The following is a 20455-nucleotide window of genomic DNA, read 5'->3' as shown; positions in this document are numbered from 1 at the left end:
ATATTACACAATATATATTTAAATAATAAGTATATAGGTCAATTAGATTAAAGGTTAGGATTTTATTGACTAAAAAGGCTAATTGGTGCAAAAGGACAAAAAAAACGACGCGAGGCCTGTATAAGTTATTTTATAAAAATAAATCTTTAATTAAGAATAACATAAACTTTATATTAAAATAATTATAAAAAACTTTAATATTATTAAAGGTCGTATTTTATGTATAATACGAGATATATATTATTGAATTTATTGATATTTAATTAATAATTATATTTATAATTAATTTTAACGAGAAAAAAAATTCTATAATACGAGATTATTTAATAAAAAATTGAAAGATTTTAAGAATTATTCATTAAAATCTTTCAATCTATAGAAAAATTATTATTAAAAAAAATTATTTTTAAAGACTTGTAATTTGTATATTTAAAGAGTTATAAATGTTTCATTCAATTTAGTACAAGTCTAAAAAATATTGTAAAATTTTAATTTTCTTTATTTATATATATAGGTCTATTTATAAATTGATAATAAGTAATAGCCCCATAGCTAAGTAAACACCTGCAGAAATATATTTCATATATTTTTTAAAAGAACCATTTGTTGTTTTCGCAAAAATAGATATAAATGTAGCTAAACAAACAAACCAAATTATTTCAACTAAAAGATATATGCTTCCGAGCATTATAAATTCAAAACCATAGTTATTTGTATTTTTTACAAATTGTGGAATAAATGTTACAAAGAATAATAAAATTTTAGGATTAGCTAAATTTGTAATAATCCCTCTTAAGTAGCAATTATTTTTTACAGAATTTATTTTGTCGGTATTTTCTTTATCTTTTGCAATTAATGCCGTTACTCCTACGTATATTAAATAAAGACCTCCAACTATTTTTATTGCACTAAGCAAATTTGGAAAAAGATATATTAATGATGATAGACCAACAGCAGCAATAACATTGTAAATCATTCCTCCAGTCATGATTCCCAAAGCAGAAATAATCCCTTCTCTTCTTCCAAAAGAAGCAGAGTTGTTTAAAACATATATCGTTGCTATACCAGGTGTAGCTGCAACTGCTAGTGATGAAAATAGAAAACTTAGTGTCATAAAAATCCTTCCTTTTTTTAATTTTGTTTGTAATATTAATATTATAGAAAGATATTATCATATTTTTTTGTTTTAATCAACAAAATAATGAATATTTTCTTCAGAATTTTGAATTTTGTACTGAAACAGATTTTATGATATAATAAGGATAAATAAACTGAAAATGATAGGAGTAAAACTAATGGAAATATCTGAAAAAATAAAGATGCTAAGAAAAGATCGTGGATTATCAATAAAAGAACTTTCTGAAAAAACAGGACTTTCTGTTGGATTTATCAGTAATTTAGAAAGAGATATAAATAGTCCTTCAATTGCAAATCTTCAACTTATATGTCAAGTTTTAGATATAAGTCTTATAGATTTATTGAAAGAAGAAAAAGAAGTGATTTCAATTTTAAGAGCTAATAATAGAGAATTACTTTTCAAATCTAATAAAGAAGGAACAAAATATTATAACTTAATACCAGAAAATCCTGATTTTAATGGAAGTTATGTGGTTATCGATCCTGAGTGTACTTCAGAAAATATAAGATGGAGTCACTCTCATGATGAGATTGGATTAGTTATAAAAGGTGAGTTAGAAATAAATCTTTCAGATAGAAAAATTTATAAATTGAAAGAAGGGGATTCTATATATATAAAAAAAAATACTCCTCATAAATATAGAAATCCCGGAAATATTCCATCTATAACTCATTGGTTTTCAATTAAAAAATAAGAATTTTAAGATGTAATTTAATTTAAATTACATCTTTTTTTATATATATCAAATTTCAAAAATTTAATCTATTTATATATTTTGTATATCAAAATATTTTATGTTGCAAACAAAATGAAAAAGTGTTATTATATCTTAAAAATACGTAACTAAAAAGGGGGCAATATGAAAAAATATTTTAAATTTATTATTGGAGGTACTATTCTACTGTCATTAATTAGATGTGGGAATGACTCTAAAAAATCAGAATCTATAAATACTAAACTCAATGAAATACCAAAAGATACTTTAACATATGTTAATTTTAGAGATATTAGAGATTTAAATCCACATCTATATGCGGGTGAGATGTATGCTCAAGAGATGCTTTTTGAAACTTTAGTAAATATCGGAAAAAATGGGTATGAACCATCTTTAGCTGAAAGCTGGAATATTTCTCCAGATGGAAGAATATATACTTTTAATATAAGAAAGGGAGTTTCTTTTTCAGATGGAACGATTTGTGATGCTAATGCTATAAAACAAAATTTTGATGCTATTTTAGATAATAAAAGTAGACATACATGGTTAGAAATGATGAAACTTTTAGATGGAATTGAGATTTTAGATGATTATACTCTTCAAATAAAATTAAAAGAAGCATATTACCCTATGCTTACAGAGTTAGCTGTAACAAGACCATTTGCTATGATTTCGCCAAAAGCGATGAAAGATGGAACTACTAAAAATGGAGTTTCTGGATATATTGGAACGGGGCCTTATATATTAAAAAATGTAGTTACAGATGAATATGCTATTTTTGAAGCTAATGAAAATTATTGGGGAGATATTCCAAAAATAAAAAAAATTATAGTCAAAGTAATTCCAGATAATCAAACGCGTATTTTGGCTTTGGAAAAAGGTGAAATTGATTTGATTTTTGGAAAAAATATGCTCGATGCAGATGCAATCAATAAATATAAAGATAGCAAAAAATTCAATGTTCTATTATCTGAACCGACGTCCACTAGACAAATTGTGATTAATACAAATAGTGAAATATTAAAAGATATAGATGTGAGATATGCACTTCAACATGCTACTAATAGAGAAGCGATTTCAAAAGGAATTTTTTATGGATTAGAAACTCCAGCAGATACTCTTTATGCTAAAACAGTGCCATATGCAAATATCGATTTGAAACCTTTTGAATTTAATACTGAAAAGTCAGAATCTATTTTAAACAAAGCCGGTTGGATAAAATCAACTTCTGGTATTCGTGAGAAAAATGGAAAGAAACTAGAAATTGGATTACTTTATAATAGTGATAGTGTTACAGAAAAGATTATCTCTGAATATCTGCAATCTGAATATAAGAAAATTGGAATAGCTATAAATATAAATGGAGAAGAGGAACAATCGTATAGAGATAAGATTAAATCTGGTAATTTTGATATGGTATTTAATATTTCATGGGGACTTCCTTACGATCCCCAATCGTCACTATCGGCAATGCGTCAGCCTGTTTATGGTGATTACGTTGCTCAATTAGGATTGCATAATAAAAAAGATATAGATGAAGCTATAACAAAAATTTTAATTTCTACAGATGAAATAGAAAGACAAAATTTATATAAGTTTGTTTTTGAGAGCCTGCATCAAGATGCTGTTTATATTCCTATCACTTATGAATGTAATAAAGCTATCTTTATAAATACTTTAAAAAATGTAACCTTTACTCAAACTCAATACGAAGTTCCTTTCCAGCAGATGTATTTTGAGTAAATACGGAGGATTAAATGAAGAATTATATTATTAAAAGAATTTTATTAGTTATTCCTCTACTTCTATGTATCTCTTTTGTATGTTTTATTTTTATAAGCTTGATTCCTTCTGATCCTGCTGAAGTAGCGTTAAGAATTAGGCAAACACCAATTATTACTGAAGAAGCTATTCTTCAAGTTAGAAAAGAATTAGGTTTAAACGATCCATTTTTGATTAGGTATGTAAAATGGTTGATAAATTGCTTGAAACTAAATTTTGGTGTTAGTTATACAAATCCATCTAGAACAGTTTTAGGTGAGATATCTAGATCTCTTCCTCCAACTCTTAAATTGGCAGGAATGTCGCTATTCTTTGTTATAACTCTGAGTATTCCTATCGGATTTTTTAGTGCTGTATTCAAAGATTCTCTATTTGATAGATTTATTAGAGGGATGGTTTTCACAACAACAGCAATGCCTCCATATTGGATTGGATTAATTTTAATGTGGACTGTTAGTATCAAATTAGACCTGCTACCTACAAGTGGTAGTGGGTCATTCAAAAATATAATTCTTCCGTCGTTTACAGTTTCTTTAACATATATATCGACATATATTAGATTGATCAGAAATAATATGCTTGATAATATGAAAGAGGATTATGTTTTATATGCGAAAGTTAGAGGATTGAGAGAAAAAAATATTTTAAGTAAGCACATATTTAAGAATTCAATTCATAGTTGTATTACAGCTATTGGAATGAGTATTCCTCAACTTATAGCAGGAACAATAGTTGTTGAAAATGTTTTTGCTTGGCCTGGAGTTGGAAGGTTGTGTATAACCTCAATTTTTAATAGAGATTATCCTGTTATTCAAACTTACGTTCTTATGATTGGAGTTTTATTTGTAATTTTTAATCTAATTTTCGATATTTTACAATATGTGACGGATCCAAGATTAAGAAAGGATGTGAGTTAGATGCTAAAAAGACTTTTAAAGAACAGATTTACTTTAATTTGTTTAATTTTTATTGGAATTATTATATTTTGTGGAATTTTTGCACCTTATATAGCGCCACATAATCCTTATGAAAATAATATCATGAATAAATTTGCAAAGTATTCACTTGAATATCCTTTAGGAACAGATCATCTAGGAAGATGTGTTCTTTCAAGAATGATTTTTGGAATTCGGCCGACATTATTTTTATCATTTTTAACAATGCTTGGTACAATTGGGCTTGGAACTATTATGGGATTATTAGCAGGTTACTTCAAAGGAATAATTAACGAAATTATAATGAGAGTTGTTGATGTAATGTTGTCGTTTCCAAGCCAGATTATGATTTTAGCAGTTGTTGCACTACTAGGTGTAGATATAGTTAATGTTATCATTGCTAACATTTTTATTAAATGGGCTTGGTATGCCAGAATGATACGTACAAATGTAGTTAAATATACAGATAAAAATTTTGTTCAATTTTCTAAATGTATAGGGTCTGGTGGACAATTTATTTTAGTAAAACATATGTTGCCTTGTATTGCATCAGAGATGTCAATTTTAGCAACATTAGATATCGGGTGGGCAATTTTGAATATTTCAACGCTTTCCTTTTTGGGCCTTGGAGTTCAACCTCCACTTCCTGAGTGGGGAGCTATGTTAAGTGAAGCTAAAAATGTTATGACAGTAAATCCTACTCAAATGTTGGCTCCTGGAATTGCCATAGTTTTGGTAGTGGCAAGTTTTAATTTTATAGGTGATTCATTAAGAGATGCCTTAGATCCAAAGGAGGTTTAATTTGAAAATTTTAGATGTCAAAAATCTTTCTATTTATACAAATAATAAAAAAATAGTAAACAACCTATCATTCTCCTTAAAAAAAGGTGAATGTTTAGGAATACTAGGTGAAAGTGGTAGTGGAAAAAGTATGACCTGTAAAGCTATCATGGGGCTACTTGACTCTCATAGATTTAAAATTGATGGAGAAGCAATATATTTAAATGAAAATTTATTAGATAAAAATAAAGAAGACATGAGACAAATAAGAGGAAAAGATATTGCTATGATTTTACAAAATCCAATGACTTGTTTTGATCCTCTTTATAATATTGGATATCAAATAGAAGAAACATTGAAAGAACATATCGGCATAAATTCTAAGATTAGAAAATCTTATGCTATAGAAATTCTTAAAAAAATGAAAATTAGAGATCCAGAAGAAGTTTTATCGAAATTTCCACACCAATTAAGCGGAGGAATGCTTCAAAGAATTATGATTGGATTATCTCTGAGTATGAATCCAAGTATTATAATAGCTGATGAACCTACTACAGCGATTGATTCAATAACTCAATTTGAAATTATGAAAGAGTTTCTTTATATCAAAGAAAAACATGATGTAGCTTTAATTTTTATTTCTCATGATATTGGTGTTATCAACAAAATCGCTGATAAAGTTATTGTTATGAATAATGGGAATAGTGAATTGTCAGGAGATTTAAATAGTCTTTTTAATCAGAAAGATGAATCATTTACTAAAAATCTTATTGATAAAAAGATGGCTGTTATGAATCGTTACAAAGAAATTTTAAAGATAGGTGAAAATAATGCTACTCGAAGTAAAAAATATTAGAATTAGTTTTAAAAAAGAAACACAAAAAAAAATATTCGGGAAAGAGCGACAAGAAATTATAAAGGGGGTTTCTTTCTTTTTAGAAGAGGGAGATTGCTTAGGAATCATAGGAGAAAGTGGCAGTGGAAAAAGTACACTCGGTAAATCTTTAGTTGGGCTTTTACCTCCCAATGAAGGTGAGATTTTTCTAGAAGGAATAAATCTTTATGGGAAAAAAACAAGGCAAGAAAAAGAACAACTTAATCATTTAAAAAGTGTTGTATTTCAAGATTATATATCTTCAGTAAATTCAAGATTTAAAGTTAAAGATATTATAAACGAGTCTTTAAAAATTTTAGAAAAAAAAGAATCACAAAAATTTGATAAAAAAAATAAAACTCTTGAGCTTTTACAATCAGTTGGTTTAAATGAAACTTTTTTAGAAAGGTATCCACATGAACTTTCAGGAGGACAGCTCCAAAGAGTGTGTATAGCCAGAGCAATAGCAACAAAGCCTAAATTTATACTTTTAGATGAGGCTGTTAGTTCTTTAGATGCTTCTATTCAAACTCAAGTTATGAATCTACTTAAAGAGTTACAAAAAAAATTTAACTTCACATATATTTTTATAACTCATGATTTGCCATCTGTAACTTATATGTGTAATAAAGTTATATTTTTTAATGAAGGTAAAATTGTTGAGCAAGTTGATTCTATATATAGATTAAGTAATGTTGAAACTGAATATGCTCAAAATCTTTTAAATTCAATTTTGGAGATTGATATTTATGAGAATCAATAAAAATTTTATAACTAATGGCATGTATATATCTCTTATGATTCCGTTTATACTTTCAACTGTTACGCAACCTCTTTTAGGTGCAATAGATTTAGCTGTAATCGGACGTTTAAATAGTGAGATTTTAATTTCTGGTGTTGCAATAGGAACTTTAATTTTCAATACGATTTATTGGATGTTTGGATTTTTAAGAGTTAGTACAACTAGTTATAGTGCTCAAAATACTCATAAAACTAAAAATGAAAATGCATTAGTTTTCTTAAGACCTTTTATTATAGCTCTTTTTATAAGTTTAATGTGTGTTCTTTTTAAAAGTAATATTTTTAATCTAGCTATGAAATTTATTAATCCCACCTTAGAAGTGGAAAATATTTCTAAAATTTATTTTTCTATATTAATATTTGGTGCTCCATTTGTACTTTTTAACTATGTCATTTTAGGTTGGCTTATGGGCAAAGGAAACGTCTTCGGTTCTCTAACTATGCAAATATCAGGGAATATTTTGAATATAATCTTAGATGTTATATTCGTAATTTTTCTGAAAAAAGGAGTTGAAGGAGTTGCATATGCAACCCTTATATCACAAATAATCTCTTTTTTAATAGGTTTATACTTTATAATCCCTTACGGATACTTTAAATCTATCAACATCTCAGCTATCATAAATAAAAAAGAGATTGTCAATATTTTAGTTATAAATAGAAATTTAATGGTTAGGACCTTCTTTCTATTACTACATAATAACTTAATTATATCAGCTAGTTCTAATTTGGGAGTAGATATCTTGGCCACTAATAGTATTCTTTTACAAATCGTTTCTATTATCTCTTATTCTTTTGATGGAATCGCAAATACTTCAAGTGTTTTCTCTGGTAGAGCCCTTGGACTCAAAGATAACTATATGATGAAACTGGTTTGGAAAAGAAACTTGCAATGGGGAATCATCTTTGTAATTCTTACTTCATTTTTCTATATCAGTCTATCGGAAAAGATTTTTTTAATATTTTCTAACTTAGAAACTATTTTGAGTTTATCAAGACAATTTTGGTTTTGGATTGCTTTATATCCTCTTATTTCGTTCTTAGGTTTGACTTTCTATGGAGTTTTTACTGGAGCGAACAAAACTTTTCCAGTAGCTTTATCCACTGGGGGAGCTTTTTTCATGTTTTTTCTTTCATATAGTTTTATGATTCCAAAACTAGGTAATAATGGGATTTGGATATCTTTTTTAATTTTTTATTTCTTTAGAGGAGCTTTTTTGCTTCCTCAATTAAAAAAAACACTAATTTAACGGAGGAACTTTATGTTCAATTTAGGTAATTTATATTGTAATCAAAATGAAAAAATAAAAGGATTTTGGGAAATTGAAAATTATTCAATTCCAGTTACTATTATATGTGGTGAAAAAACAGGAAAAGTAGTTACTGTTTGTAGTGGAATTCACAGCTGTGAATATGCTGGAATTCAAAGTGCGATTGAGCTATCACAGGATATTGAGGCAAAAGATATTAAAGGAACACTAATAATCTTACATCCTGTTAATTATTCTGGTTTTTTTAAAAGAGTAGCTGCTATTTTACCTGAAGATGGTAAAAATATAAATCGAGCTTTTCCTGGTACTATTCAAGGGTCTTTGTCAGAGAAGATTGCTTATCATTTTTCAAAATATTTGTATCCTCAGCTTGATTTCTTTTTAGATATACATGGTGGAGATGTATTTGAAGATGTAATGCCTTTTATTTATGCCCCGGGAATCGGGAGTGAGGAGATTATAAATATCTCACACAATATAGCTAATGAAATTAATATGGCCTATAGAGTGCGTTCTAAAGCTTCAACCGGAGCCTATAATTCGGCAGCTATTCAAGGAGTTCCTGCTCTTCTTTTAGAAAGAGGAGGAAAAGGTTGCTGGACAACAGACCAAGTTTCTGAATATAAAAAAGATATTTCTAAAGCTTTAGTTGCTATTGGAGTTCTTAATTCCTCTTCGCTATCTAAAGAAACTTTAGAAAAAACGATTAATCAAATCGAGATAAAAGAAGTGAGGTATATTGATTCTCATTTAAAAGGGTATTGGTATCCTGCTCTAAATCCAGAAGAAAAATTTAAAGAGGGTGATTTAATAGGTGAGATTAAAGACTGTTTCGGTGAAACTCTCCATACTTTTTATGCTGAGTTTGATGGAGTTGTTTTGTATCAAACTGTTAGTTTATCTATAAATATAAATGACTCTTTAATTGCTTATGGAAAACTTTAATAAAACACTAAAAACAGCCTAACGTAATAGGCTGTTTTTTATATATTATCCATAAAATAAACAAAATAAAGTAGTAATAAAAAATGTTAATATTAGTAAATAGTTTGTGTTAAATTCTCTTCTTTTTCTATTGAAAGAGAATCTTTTAGAGTTACTATTCTTCATAATACCACCACCTTTTTATTTTTTTATTCTATTTTTTCTATGAATTTCCTTTCTTCAAAAAAGATATTACTTGTTTTCAAATGAAATAAAAAAGAAACTTATACTGAAAAAATAAAAGAAGAATTTATTTAAGTTACACAAAATTTAATAAAATATTTGTATAAACCTTCAAGATAAAATAGTTTTAAATTATTTAACTTGAAGGTTTTTCTAATTATTAATCTTTTAATTCGTGTTGGTAAGCTCCAGCACCATAGTGCATCTCATATGAGTGAGTATAGATTTCAATTATATTTCCAAATGGATCTTCACAGTAAACCATTCTGTATGGTTTTTCTCCTGGATAGTACTCTCTGATTGGCATTCTTTGCTTTCCACCAGCAGCAACAATTTTAGCTGTTAACTCTTCAATGTTAGGATCCTTTACTGAGAAGTGGAACACTCCTGTTGGGTATGGGTTGAACTCGTTTCTTGGTTTATCATTTTGTGGAAACTCAAATAACTCGATTCCTATTCCATCTCCTGTTGACATATGAGCTATCTTAAACTCTCCCCAGTTTTCTCCAAAAACGTCAATACACATCATTCCGATTGCTGTTTCCTTCTCCTCTTTTACTAAAGTTGGTGCCATAATTACATACCAATTCATAACTTCGCTGTAAAATTTAACAGCCTCTTCTAAATTTGGTACTGATATTCCTATGTGTGAAAAATTTCTTGGGTACATATTTTTTCCTCCTAAATTATTTAAAATTTTAACTTGCGTTATTTACTGACTTAGTATATATTAATATAATAATTATGTAAAGTATGCACTTTTTAGTAATATACTATCTAAAAAGTAAGTAAAGGAGAAAAAATTATGAGAGATTTAGAAAGAAAAGAAAAATACCAATGTTCTATCGAGTATACATTAGATTTTATGGGTGGAAAGTGGAAACCAATTATCCTATGGCATTTAGGAACTGATGGAATTCACAGATATGGTGAATTGAAAAAAAGATTAAATGGAATAAATCACAAAATGTTAGCACAACAACTTAAAGAACTTGCTGAAGATGGTTTGATAAATAGAAAAGAATATCCACAAGTTCCTCCTAAAGTTGAATACTCTATTACAGAAAAAGGAATGGAATTAATTCCAATTTTAACACTTATGCATGAGTGGGGATCTAGAAATTAAAAAGCAGCCTAAATCTAGGCTGCTTTTTCTATAACTGCATTCATTGGGCAAACCAATGTGCAAGCTCCACAGTTTACACAAGCTGAAGAATCAATCTCTTTTTTTCTATTTTCTTTTGAAGATATACATCCAACAATACAGCTTACCTCACATTTTCCACAACCAACACATCTATCCTCTAATATCTCTCTTATCATTTTTTCTCCTTACAGTGTTTGCTTATATGAAGTTACAGTTATTTCTAAAACTCTTGTTAAAAATGAAAACTTCTCTTTCATCATATCAAAATGTTCTCCTGATTTTAAAAACTTTGCTGTTCCTTCAACTAAAAAACCAGTTCCCATATATCTGTATCCCATCACTTCATGACTTCCAAGTGTTAACTTAACTTTATTATTAAAATCTATATTCTTCTCTGTTTTTATCATTGCCGCTGCTGGAATCAATATTTTATTTTCTTCAACTATAGTTAAATAACTATTCCAAGTGTTTGATATATGAGCTTCCTCTGCTCCAGTTGTCACAATTGACACAACTCCCTCTTTTGCTAAAACATCTAAAAATTTCTCATTAAACATAAAATCCTCCTAAAATCATATTATAGATAAAACTTATCTCTAATTAAATTTAAATTTTTTTAACTTATCAACCAATATGTTTTTAAATCTTTTTTAATTGGCGACAAGTTTTATCTTTAATTATGAAAATGTCTGTTGGAGTGGAGTATGCTCTTCATTGCTTATTATATATTGTAAAATTAAAAGATAAAGACTATGTTGGAATAAAAGATTTAGCAGAGTTCCAAGGAGTTTCTGAATCATATTTATCAAAAGTTTTTACCAAACTTGGGAAAGCTGGAATAACTAAATCTGTTCCTGGAGTTAAAGGTGGATATGAACTTGCTCGTTCTGCTGAAGAGATATCATTTTGGGATGTTGTTGAAGCTGTTGAGGGAAAGGAACCTCTTTTCCAATGTGCTGAGATTAGACAAAAAAATATCTTACTAGATCCAAATAATCTACCCGCAACACATACAAAATGCCCTTGCTTTATAAAAGTAGTTATGCAAGAAGGTGAGGATGAGATGAAAAAATATCTTTCTAAAAAGACTTTGGCTTGGCTTTATAAAGAGGTATATGGTAGAATTTTACCTAAAGAAACTGAAGCTGAAACTATACAATGGTTTAAAGAGAGAAAAGAATTTTAAAATTTAAAACAAAATGGAGATAGCCAAATCCGACTACCTCCATTTTTTATTTTTTAAAATTTATTACAAATGTTGTTATTAATCCACCTAAAAGTGTTGTTAATCCTAAAGTCATAAATATTATCGCTTCGTTTGTCATTTTCTCTCCTTTAATTACTCTTCCATGATTTTTTACTTAAGACAATAGCTCCTAAAATCCCAATTAAAATAATAACCCATCCATAAACTGTCAAAGCCAATCCTGAATAACCTCCATATGGTGCTTTAAACTCATTAAATATACTTTGAACCAATATTAAAAATAAGAATAAAGGAGTTATATATTTTATTATAATATTCCACCAAGAACCTATTCTGATATAAGAGATGCTATTCGTGTGATTTCTAATAACATCTGCATTTAGATACCATCCAATTACAAAACTTTCTAACAGTCCTACACTAACAATTCCATAGTTATTTATAAAATTATCCATAATATCTAAAATATATAGACCACTATTTGTTGCAAATACAATACTCAAGAAAAATCCGCAGATAGATATTCTTGTAACAACAATCTTACGTTCAATATTGAATTTATCTATTATCGCTGCTGATATAGCTTCAACTAATGAAACGGCAGAGGTTATTCCTGCAAATGTCAAACACATAAAGAATAGAACTCCAAGTATATTTCCCCAGATTCCCATAAGAGAAAAAACTTTAGGGAATGCTATAAAAGCTAATCCAATACCACTGCTAACAACCTCATTTACTGGAACTCCTGAAGTAAAAGCCATAACTCCTAATATTGCAAATACTCCAATAGCACATATAAACTCAAAACTACAATTAGCAAAAGCTGTCATAAATGCACTGTTGTTTATATCAGTTTTTTTAGGTAGATAACTTGAATATGTCATCATTATTCCTGTTCCAACACTTAGAGAGAAAAATACTTGTCCGTAAGCTGCAATCCAAACCTTTGGATTCTTAAGTTTACTCCAATCAGGAGTAAATAACGTATTTAATCCTAGAGTTGCTCCTTCTAGGGTAACACCCCTCAAAACGATTATTAATACAATTATTAATAAGCAAGGTAATAAAATCTTATTATATCTTTCTATTCCAGATTTGATTCCCTTGTAGCATATAAACCAATTTATTAACCATATAACTGTAATTCCAATTAATATATGTAAAACAATTCCATTAAAATCAAAAGGTGAACTTGAAATATTTAAAAAATCATTATAAAAATAACTATTTGAATCGTTACCCCAGCCTTTTGTAAAACTAAGAGTTAAATATTTCATAGCCATACTAAGCACTAATGAATAATAGCAAAGTATAAATCCAGAACTTATAATCGGCCACCAACCCATCCACTCAAATTTTTTATTTATTCTAAATAGTGAAAGAGGTGTTGAACCTCTATATTTATGACCAACTCCATATTCTAATATTAATAATGGAATTCCTGCTGTAAATATTGCTACAAAATATGGAATTAAAAATGCACCTCCACCATTTGAATAAACTACATAAGGAAACCTCCATATATTTCCAAGACCAACTGCTGATCCTATCGCTGCTATGATAAAGCCCATCTTTGAGCTCCACTGCTCTCTATTCTCTTCCACAAAATCCTCCTAAATCAATTTTATTTTAAATTAATAATTTTAATTTTATAAAAATAAAAACCCCATAAATTAATATGAGGTTTAGACCTAGGATTAAAAAAACCTCATATTTTTATTATGAGGTCTCCATTTATTTATCAATAAACTACTGGCCCTCACAGATGAACAACGTAAAACGCAATTGCATCTATGATTCCATGTAGTTTTTCTACATTATTTTCATAAACACAATTGCTACAATAAATCTGCCAGTAGTAGGAGTACATTATTAAATTTTAATTTTTTAACTATTATATTTTTCATTTTGTCCTCCTTCTTAATTTTTAAATAATTATGTCATATTTTTTCACAATTGTCAAATTTAAATTAAAAAATAAAAAAAGTAACCATAATTTACAGGTTACTTTTTTATTTTTAATCTTTTGTAATTATCTCTGCAAGTTCCCAGTTTTCTTCATTTTTTTTAAAAAATCTGATAACCGAATCACCCTCTAATCTATCCTTTATGCTCAATGCATATTTTAATGCATCTTCAGAAGTTGGAAAAAATTTTCTTGAATCAATAATATCATACGATTCATTGTCAATTATTTGAACACCCTTAAATATTTCTACTTTAAACTGTTTTTTTAGTTCCTGTTTTTTTACATAACTCATAAATGCTCCCATAAAAATTTATTGCAAACCCTGTAAAACCTATAAAACCATAAAACATTCAATACTTTATTGTATCTTAAATAAACGAAAAAGTACAGCTTTATATTTTTTTACTTATACACAAAAAATACACAAATTTGAAATAGTATAGATTATATTTATAAATTAAGTTAAAATGTATTGATATGATAACTTTAATATAGGAGATTATTTATGGAAAAAATTTTAATTATAGAAGATGAAGATTTTTTAAGAGATATATTAAGAAGATATCTTGAAAAGGATGGTTATGAAGTTATTGAAGCTTCAACTGGGGAGATTGGGCTAGAAAAATTTTATAGCAGTAACTATGCTTTAGTTTTATTAGATGTAATGTTACCTGGTATTCAAGGGTGGGAAGTGTGTAGAGAGATAAAAAAAATATCTAATACTCCTATTATAATGCTCACTGCTCGAACTGAAGAAGAGGATGAAATTAAAGGTCTTGAACTTGGTGTTGAAGATTACATTGGAAAACCTTTTAAACCAAAAATTTTAATGGCTCGTATCAATTCACTTATCAAAAGAAATCGATTGACAACTCTTGAAAAAATTGGAGAGTTAGAAATCGACAAAGAAAATTACAAAGTTATTAAAAATGGAGAGGAGCTTAATCTTGGAAATAAAGGATTTGCTCTTTTGATGTATTTTATTTTGAATAAAGATCTAGTTCTAACAAGAGAAAAAATATTGAATAATATTTGGCCTATGGATTTTGAAGTAGATGAAAGAGTTGTTGATACACAGATAAAAATTTTAAGAAAAAAAATTGGTGAAGGATATATCAAAACCATTCGTGGGATTGGATATAAGTTTCAGGAGGTTGAGGAATGAGAAGAATATCTTTAAAAATATTTCTATTTCTTAATGCACTTACGTATGGATTCATAGCTATTTATGTTCTTATAAACTATCTTTTTCTTGAAAACTATCAAATCAGATTAAAAAAACGAGAGCTTACAACTCTTAGTGAACAATATACTCGTAAAAATTTTGAGGAACTTTCAGAGCTTTCAGAACAAAATGGTATATTCATAAGAGAGATTTCGTTCACAAAAGATAAAAAAAATTCAAAAATTCATTCTATGAAATTTATAGAAAACTATCTATGGGAAGATTTAAAATCAGGAAAAACTGTTATTGATGTTCAAACTGGTCGAGATAATATTCGAAGAATTGTTTTAGCTAAAAAACTTGATGAGGAGTATATGCTAGTTGTAGCAACCTCTGTTGCTCCAATAAGTGACGTTATAAAATCAACTTTAAAGTTTTTTATCTATATAATACTTTTAAGTATTCCAATCAACTTGTATATAGCCTATATTTTCTCTATAAAAATGGGACAACCTATAGAATCTGAACTTTTAGAATTAAATGCACAATTGAAAGAGGAGTTAGAAAAACAAAAAAAATCTGAACTTTTTAGAAAAAACTTTATATCTAATGTCACTCATGAATTAAAAACACCTGTTGCTATAATAGATGGTTATAGCGGAGCTATTTTAGATGGGATTATCGAAGATGAAGAGATTCCAGATATATGTAAAAATATAAATCAAGAAGCTTCTAATATGAATGCTCTTATTCAAGAGTTACTTTTCTATTGTAAAATGGAATCAGGATATATTCCAATAAAAAAAGAAAATATTAACTTAAAAGAAACTTTAGAAAATATTTTAAAACGTTACTCTATGGATTTTAAACTTAATAATATCAATCTAGAATTAAATTTAGAAGAGATAACTATAGAAAGTGATAAAAAACTTTTAGATAGATGTTTAAATAATCTAATTATAAACTCTTTAGCATATGTAAATGAGAAAAAAAATATCAATATAATTTTAGATAATGAAGCCATAACTATAAAAAATAGTAGTCATCCATTGAATAATGAGAATATAGAAGAGTATTTCAAACCATTTTCTAAAAAAAATGATAAAAAAGTTAGAAAATATGGAGGAACTGGACTAGGTTTGTCCGTTGTTTCAGAGATATTAAAAAGTCTTTCTTTAAACTATAAACTTTATTACGATGAAACTGATGAAGTAGTTATTTTCAAAGTATTTCTAAACGAATAACGAAAGGAGAATAAATGAAAAAATATATACTAATAACCCTACTTTTAAGTAAACTTCTTTACTCAAAAGAGGTAACTTTAGATAATCTATTGAGTGAAATCAATATAACATCTTATCAAAATCAATTATACAATCTAAAAAATAGTCAAAATGACTTCAAAGAGGATTTTTATAAAACTGGAAGATATAATGGAGTTGCTGTTGATGGTAGTACAGAGTATAAGGATGAAGAAAAAAGGTACACTTTCCAAAGTACAGTTACATATGGAGATTTTTATGTTCAAGGTGAAAAGCAAAAAGATGAGGACAACAAGGTTACATATGGAGTTCAAAGAAGCCTTAAAGATTTGATTCTTTCTAAAAATGATAGTGAGCTAAATAAACTTAAAATAACAAGAGATCTTACAACTCTGGAGCTAAAACAAGGGCTAGAAACTCAAAAATTAAACCTTATATCTCTTTATAAAGAGTATAAAGATAATCAATTTGAATTAAAGCTTAAACAAAACGCTCTTTTAACTTTAGAAAAAGAGAAAACTATTCTTGAGAAATCTTATCAGTTAGGAGCTATTCCAAAAATTGATTTAGATAGTCTTTTAGTTAGTTATAATAATATCAAGTTAGAAATTCAAAAGATTGAAAGTATTCTTGATAAAATCCTAGAAAGATTTTACTATGATTATAACCTTAAACTTGCGGGTGTATCTCTTCTTGATATATCTCCATCTGTAAGTGATTTGAATAGATATATTATAAATGTTGGAGAAAAAGATATTCAAAAATTACAACTAGAAAAAAATATTACAAAAGAGAATATAAAATATATGAAATATGATAATAAGATGCCTGAAGTTTCTGTTGGTATTGAAAGAAATAATGAAAATGATGAGAATCGAGTTTTCTTAAAGTTTTCAAAAGATATCTTCTACAAAGATATTAATTTATACAATGAAGAAAGCTCTCTGATGCAACAAGAAGTTACTTACAACCAAAAAGTTAATGAAGCTATGGCTGAAAGATATAAAGTTCAAGATAGCTATTTCACTTTACAAAAGGATTATCTTGTTTTAGAAAATCGTGCTAATTTAGAAAAAAGTAAATATGATATAAAAAAATTGGAAAATTCGCTTGGAAAAGTTAGTTACACAGAAGTTATGGAAGCTTTTGATACCTATCTTGAGCTCCAAGTTTCAAAAGAGAAAGCTAAAAACTCTTTAAATGCATATATATATCAAATTATAGTAAGGAGTGAGATTTAATGAAAAAACAATATTTAATACCGATAATTTTAACGATGACTTTAGGTCTTACTGCATGTGGAACTAAAACTCAAAACACTTCATCTGAAATCACATACAATGCTCAAAGAGCTGTTCTTAGTAAAGGAAGTGGCTTTATTGATGTCGATGGAAGTGTTGAGGCAAACGATACTAAAAAAGTTTTCGTAGATAAAAAATTAAAAGTTAAAAATGTTCTTATACAAGAGGGAGACTTTGTTGAAAAAGGGCAACTTTTAATGACGTTTGATGAAACAGAAAGAAACAATATAAAAAGAAACTTGGAAAAAGAGGAGATAAATCTTTCTAAATTAAAAAGAAACTATTCTGTTGAAAAAGAGTTAAATAAAATAGGCGGGAGCTCTAACAACTCTGTTAAAGAACTTGCTGAGCAGATAAGAACATCTGAAATCAGTATAGATTACTACAAAGAGGATTTAGAAAAAACTGCTGAAAAAATAGAAAGTCCTGTTAGTGGAACTGTTACAACACTTTATGCTCAAGAGAACTACTCTGTTAATACAGATGAGCCTCTTTTAGAACTTGCAGACCTTTCAGATATTAAAATAATTTTAGAGGTTCCTGAATACGAAGTTAAAGAGATTAAGTTAGATCAAAAATTAGTTATAAAACCAGAAGTTTTCGAAAAGAAAATATCATATCCAGGAGTTATCACAAAAATTTCAAGAGTTTCTCAAGTTTCTAAAACAACTTCTGAAAATGTTTTACAAGTAGAGGTTAGACCAACAGAGGAGATTCCACATATTGTGCCTGGTTTCAAAGTTTCAGCTAGAATTTTCTTAGGTGAGGATGAACCTGGAATAATAATTCCTTCAACTTCTTTACTTTTTGATAACAACCAATATTATATCTATACTTCTGATGAAGCTGGAAAAATTCAAAAAAGAGTTGTTGAGTTTAAAGATTTGAAAGGAGATAATGTTATCATCACTAAGGGATTAAGTACAGGTGAGATATTCTTAACAAATCCAAGAGAATCTTTAACTTCTGATGAAAAAGTAACTATAAAAATCTCTGAGATTTCAAGTGAATCTCCAAGAGGGAAAGGTAAGAAACCTCAATGATAAAAATTAAAAACTTAGATAAATACTATATAAACGGTGAGATGAAACTTCATGCTCTAAAAGATATAACATTCTCTATCGAAAAAGGTGAGTTTGTTGCTATTATGGGAAGTAGTGGAAGTGGAAAATCAACTATGATGAATATTTTAGGATGTCTTGATCACACTTTCGAGGGCGAATATATTCTAGATGCAATTGAAGTTTCAAAGCTAAAAGATGAAGAGCTTTCTAAAATTAGAAATAAAAAAATTGGCTTTGTATTCCAATCATTCAATCTACTTTCAAAGTTATCAGCTTTAGAAAATGTTGAGCTTCCATTGGTATATTCTGGTGTTCATCACAAAGAAAGAGCTCAAAAAGCCAAGGCTGTACTCGAAAAAGTAGGATTAGGGGATAGATTAGATCACAAACCTAATGAACTTTCGGGAGGACAAAGGCAAAGAGTAGCCATAGCTCGTGCTCTTGTAAATGAGCCTTCTATAATCTTAGCTGACGAGCCCACTGGAAACCTAGATAGTACATCTGAGAAAGAGATTATGCAACTTTTTAAAGAGTTGAACGAACAGGGGAAAACTATAATTATAGTTACACATGAACCTGAGGTAGGTAAAGCTTGTAAAAGAGTTATCAGATTCAAAGATGGTCAGGTTATCGAGGATGTGAGAAATGTATGAATTTTTTAGAAAGTTTAAAAGGTGCTATACAGAATTTAAGAGGCAATAAAGTCAGATCATTTTTAACTATGCTCGGAATTATAATCGGAATCTCTTCTGTTATAACAATGTCTGCTATTGGAAAAGGTGGACAACAAAATATAACTGGAGATTTAAAAGAGGGCGGATATGGAAAATTTACAATCTCAGTTGATAAAGATGATGAAGAGTTTAGATGGAAATATCTTTTAGAACCAGAGATAATAGAAAGTTTAAAATCAACTAATCTTTTTAAAAATGTAAGTGCAAATATAAGTACTAGAGTTTTTATTGAAGTGGGGCGTAGACGTGAGATGATACAGCTCACTGCAACTACTCCAGACTATGAGAAAATTGACAAAGCTGAATATCTTTACGGTAGAGCTTTTCTTCCATTTGAATATGAAAAAGGTGAGAAAATCTTAGTGATAGATAATCTTACCGCTAAAAGTCTTTTTGGTAGTTCAGAAAATGCTGTTGGAAATGAGATGTCTTTTGCTATTGGAAGAAAAAATAGCCCTATCACTTATAAAATTGTTGGAGTTTTTAAAAATCCATTAGAAGAACTTGTGAAAGTTATGGGTGGACAAAGAATCCCTAGATTTATGAGAACCCCACTTAACACATATGATAAAGTTTATAATCTATCTACAGGAGGATACAACTCTATAATTGTAGAATCTAAAAACCCTGAAGAGTTAGCTACTGATATGAGTGCTGCTAATAAAGTTTTAGAGGATATTAGCGGAGTTAAAGGACTATATCAAGTTGAAACTATGAGTAATGCTGCTGCTTCATTTGATAAAATTCTAAGTACTTTAAATCTATTTATAACTTTTGTTGCTGGTATCTCACTTTTTGTTGGTGGAATCGGAGTTATGAATATAATGTTAGTTAGTGTTATTGAAAGAACAAAGGAGATCGGAATAAGAAAAGCAATTGGTGCTACAAACAAAGATATACTAATTCAATTTTTAATGGAGTCTGTTATTTTAACAGGAATCGGTGGAGTTGTAGGTGTAGTTATTGGAGTTTCGTTAGCTCTTATAATTGGATACTTTGTAAATATCCCTCCAGTATTTTCGATATTTTCAATATCATTAGCACTCGGAGTTTCAACATTCATCGGAGTTATCTTCGGAGTCACACCAGCTAAAAAGGCTTCGCAACTTAATCCTATAGATGCTTTAAGAGCTGAATAACTTA

Annotated in this window: 23 protein-coding genes; 16 read left to right on the top strand and 7 right to left on the bottom strand. The window is 28.3% G+C overall.

What is annotated here, in order from left to right; genetic code table 11:
* Positions 1-520 precede the first annotated feature (520 nt).
* Positions 521-1114: a LysE family translocator gene (locus tag L988_RS06620; RefSeq protein WP_047382747.1), complete on the bottom strand. Its 594-nt coding sequence runs from the start codon at positions 1112-1114 to the stop codon at positions 521-523.
* Positions 1115-1295: 181 nt separating this feature from the next.
* Here L988_RS06620 and L988_RS06615 point away from each other — a divergent pair, with 181 nt between their 5' ends.
* From L988_RS06615 to L988_RS06580, 8 genes are all read left to right on the top strand, one after another.
* Positions 1296-1832, top strand: coding sequence for a helix-turn-helix domain-containing protein (locus tag L988_RS06615; protein ID WP_047382746.1), 537 nt, complete (start codon positions 1296-1298; stop codon positions 1830-1832).
* A 165-nt stretch (positions 1833-1997) separates the two neighbouring features.
* The gene (gene nikA, locus L988_RS06610; protein ID WP_047382744.1) at positions 1998-3596 is read left to right on the top strand and encodes a nickel ABC transporter substrate-binding protein; all 1599 of its coding nucleotides are present in this window, start codon (positions 1998-2000) and stop codon (positions 3594-3596) included.
* A 14-nt stretch (positions 3597-3610) separates the two neighbouring features.
* A complete protein-coding gene (gene opp1B, locus L988_RS06605; protein WP_047382742.1) occupies positions 3611-4552 on the top strand; it encodes a nickel/cobalt ABC transporter permease in 942 nt (313 codons plus the stop codon).
* Positions 4553-5371, top strand: coding sequence for a nickel/cobalt ABC transporter permease (gene opp1C, locus L988_RS06600; RefSeq protein WP_047382741.1), 819 nt, complete (start codon positions 4553-4555; stop codon positions 5369-5371).
* 1 nt (position 5372) lies between these two features.
* The gene (locus L988_RS06595) at positions 5373-6206 is read left to right on the top strand and encodes an ABC transporter ATP-binding protein (RefSeq protein ID WP_047382739.1); all 834 of its coding nucleotides are present in this window, start codon (positions 5373-5375) and stop codon (positions 6204-6206) included.
* Positions 6181-6987 (top strand): ABC transporter ATP-binding protein, encoded by an 807-nt coding sequence (locus tag L988_RS06590; RefSeq protein ID WP_047382738.1) that lies wholly within the window; start codon positions 6181-6183, stop codon positions 6985-6987. The genes L988_RS06595 and L988_RS06590 overlap by 26 nt, the downstream gene beginning before the upstream one ends.
* The gene (locus L988_RS06585; protein ID WP_047382736.1) at positions 6974-8275 is read left to right on the top strand and encodes an MATE family efflux transporter; all 1302 of its coding nucleotides are present in this window, start codon (positions 6974-6976) and stop codon (positions 8273-8275) included. The genes L988_RS06590 and L988_RS06585 overlap by 14 nt, the downstream gene beginning before the upstream one ends.
* Positions 8276-8287: 12 nt before the next feature.
* Entirely contained in the window at positions 8288-9241 is a 954-nt protein-coding gene (locus L988_RS06580; RefSeq protein ID WP_047382735.1) for a M14 family metallopeptidase, read from the top strand.
* A 382-nt stretch (positions 9242-9623) separates the two neighbouring features.
* On the opposite strand, the gene L988_RS06575 is transcribed toward L988_RS06580, so the two are convergent.
* On the bottom strand, positions 9624-10133 hold the full coding sequence (locus tag L988_RS06575; protein WP_047382733.1) for a lactoylglutathione lyase family protein: 510 nt from the start codon (positions 10131-10133) through the stop codon (positions 9624-9626).
* A gap of 135 nt (positions 10134-10268) precedes the next feature.
* On the opposite strand from L988_RS06575, the gene L988_RS06570 reads away from it, so the two are divergent.
* Complete coding sequence (locus L988_RS06570) at positions 10269-10589, top strand: helix-turn-helix domain-containing protein (RefSeq protein ID WP_047382732.1); 321 nt, start codon at positions 10269-10271, stop codon at positions 10587-10589.
* A 14-nt stretch (positions 10590-10603) separates the two neighbouring features.
* Here the strand turns inward: L988_RS06570 and L988_RS06565 are convergent, their stop codons facing one another.
* A complete protein-coding gene (locus L988_RS06565) occupies positions 10604-10786 on the bottom strand; it encodes a 4Fe-4S binding protein (protein ID WP_047382730.1) in 183 nt (60 codons plus the stop codon).
* Positions 10787-10795: 9 nt separating this feature from the next.
* Positions 10796-11167: a pyridoxamine 5'-phosphate oxidase family protein gene (locus tag L988_RS06560; RefSeq protein ID WP_047382729.1), complete on the bottom strand. Its 372-nt coding sequence runs from the start codon at positions 11165-11167 to the stop codon at positions 10796-10798.
* Between the two features lie 128 nt (positions 11168-11295).
* Between L988_RS06560 and L988_RS06555 the strand changes: the two genes are divergently transcribed.
* Positions 11296-11796, top strand: coding sequence for an Rrf2 family transcriptional regulator (locus tag L988_RS06555; protein WP_231549829.1), 501 nt, complete (start codon positions 11296-11298; stop codon positions 11794-11796).
* Positions 11797-11842: 46 nt separating this feature from the next.
* Here the strand turns inward: L988_RS06555 and L988_RS13645 are convergent, their stop codons facing one another.
* The 3 genes from L988_RS13645 to L988_RS06545 form a co-directional block, all read right to left on the bottom strand.
* The gene (locus L988_RS13645) at positions 11843-11935 is read right to left on the bottom strand and encodes a MetS family NSS transporter small subunit (protein ID WP_156110656.1); all 93 of its coding nucleotides are present in this window, start codon (positions 11933-11935) and stop codon (positions 11843-11845) included.
* Between the two features lie 10 nt (positions 11936-11945).
* The gene (locus L988_RS06550) at positions 11946-13421 is read right to left on the bottom strand and encodes a sodium-dependent transporter (RefSeq protein ID WP_047382726.1); all 1476 of its coding nucleotides are present in this window, start codon (positions 13419-13421) and stop codon (positions 11946-11948) included.
* Between the two features lie 414 nt (positions 13422-13835).
* A complete protein-coding gene (locus L988_RS06545) occupies positions 13836-14078 on the bottom strand; it encodes a hypothetical protein (protein ID WP_047382724.1) in 243 nt (80 codons plus the stop codon).
* A gap of 213 nt (positions 14079-14291) precedes the next feature.
* Here L988_RS06545 and L988_RS06540 point away from each other — a divergent pair, with 213 nt between their 5' ends.
* Genes L988_RS06540 through L988_RS06515 form a run of 6 tightly spaced genes read left to right on the top strand, consistent with a single transcriptional unit; the run spans position 14292 to position 20451 of the window.
* The gene (locus L988_RS06540) at positions 14292-14951 is read left to right on the top strand and encodes a response regulator transcription factor (RefSeq protein WP_047382722.1); all 660 of its coding nucleotides are present in this window, start codon (positions 14292-14294) and stop codon (positions 14949-14951) included.
* Positions 14948-16195 carry a sensor histidine kinase KdpD gene (locus tag L988_RS13265; protein ID WP_052191734.1) on the top strand — a complete coding sequence of 416 codons (1248 nt, stop codon included), beginning with the start codon at positions 14948-14950 and terminating at the stop codon, positions 16193-16195. The genes L988_RS06540 and L988_RS13265 overlap by 4 nt, the downstream gene beginning before the upstream one ends.
* Positions 16196-16209: 14 nt before the next feature.
* Positions 16210-17454 (top strand): TolC family protein, encoded by a 1245-nt coding sequence (locus L988_RS06530; RefSeq protein ID WP_047382720.1) that lies wholly within the window; start codon positions 16210-16212, stop codon positions 17452-17454.
* Complete coding sequence (locus L988_RS06525; protein ID WP_081982741.1) at positions 17454-18557, top strand: efflux RND transporter periplasmic adaptor subunit; 1104 nt, start codon at positions 17454-17456, stop codon at positions 18555-18557. The genes L988_RS06530 and L988_RS06525 overlap by 1 nt, the downstream gene beginning before the upstream one ends.
* Positions 18554-19231 carry an ABC transporter ATP-binding protein gene (locus tag L988_RS06520; protein WP_047382719.1) on the top strand — a complete coding sequence of 226 codons (678 nt, stop codon included), beginning with the start codon at positions 18554-18556 and terminating at the stop codon, positions 19229-19231. The genes L988_RS06525 and L988_RS06520 overlap by 4 nt, the downstream gene beginning before the upstream one ends.
* A complete protein-coding gene (locus tag L988_RS06515) occupies positions 19228-20451 on the top strand; it encodes an ABC transporter permease (RefSeq protein ID WP_047382717.1) in 1224 nt (407 codons plus the stop codon). The genes L988_RS06520 and L988_RS06515 overlap by 4 nt, the downstream gene beginning before the upstream one ends.
* Positions 20452-20455: the final 4 nt, after the last annotated feature.

The organism is Cetobacterium sp. ZWU0022, assembly GCF_000800875.1.
GTDB lineage: Bacteria > Fusobacteriota > Fusobacteriia > Fusobacteriales > Fusobacteriaceae > Cetobacterium_A.
The sequence above is the reverse complement of the archived record's forward strand: the minus strand, read 5'-3'. Positions and strand labels throughout refer to the sequence as shown.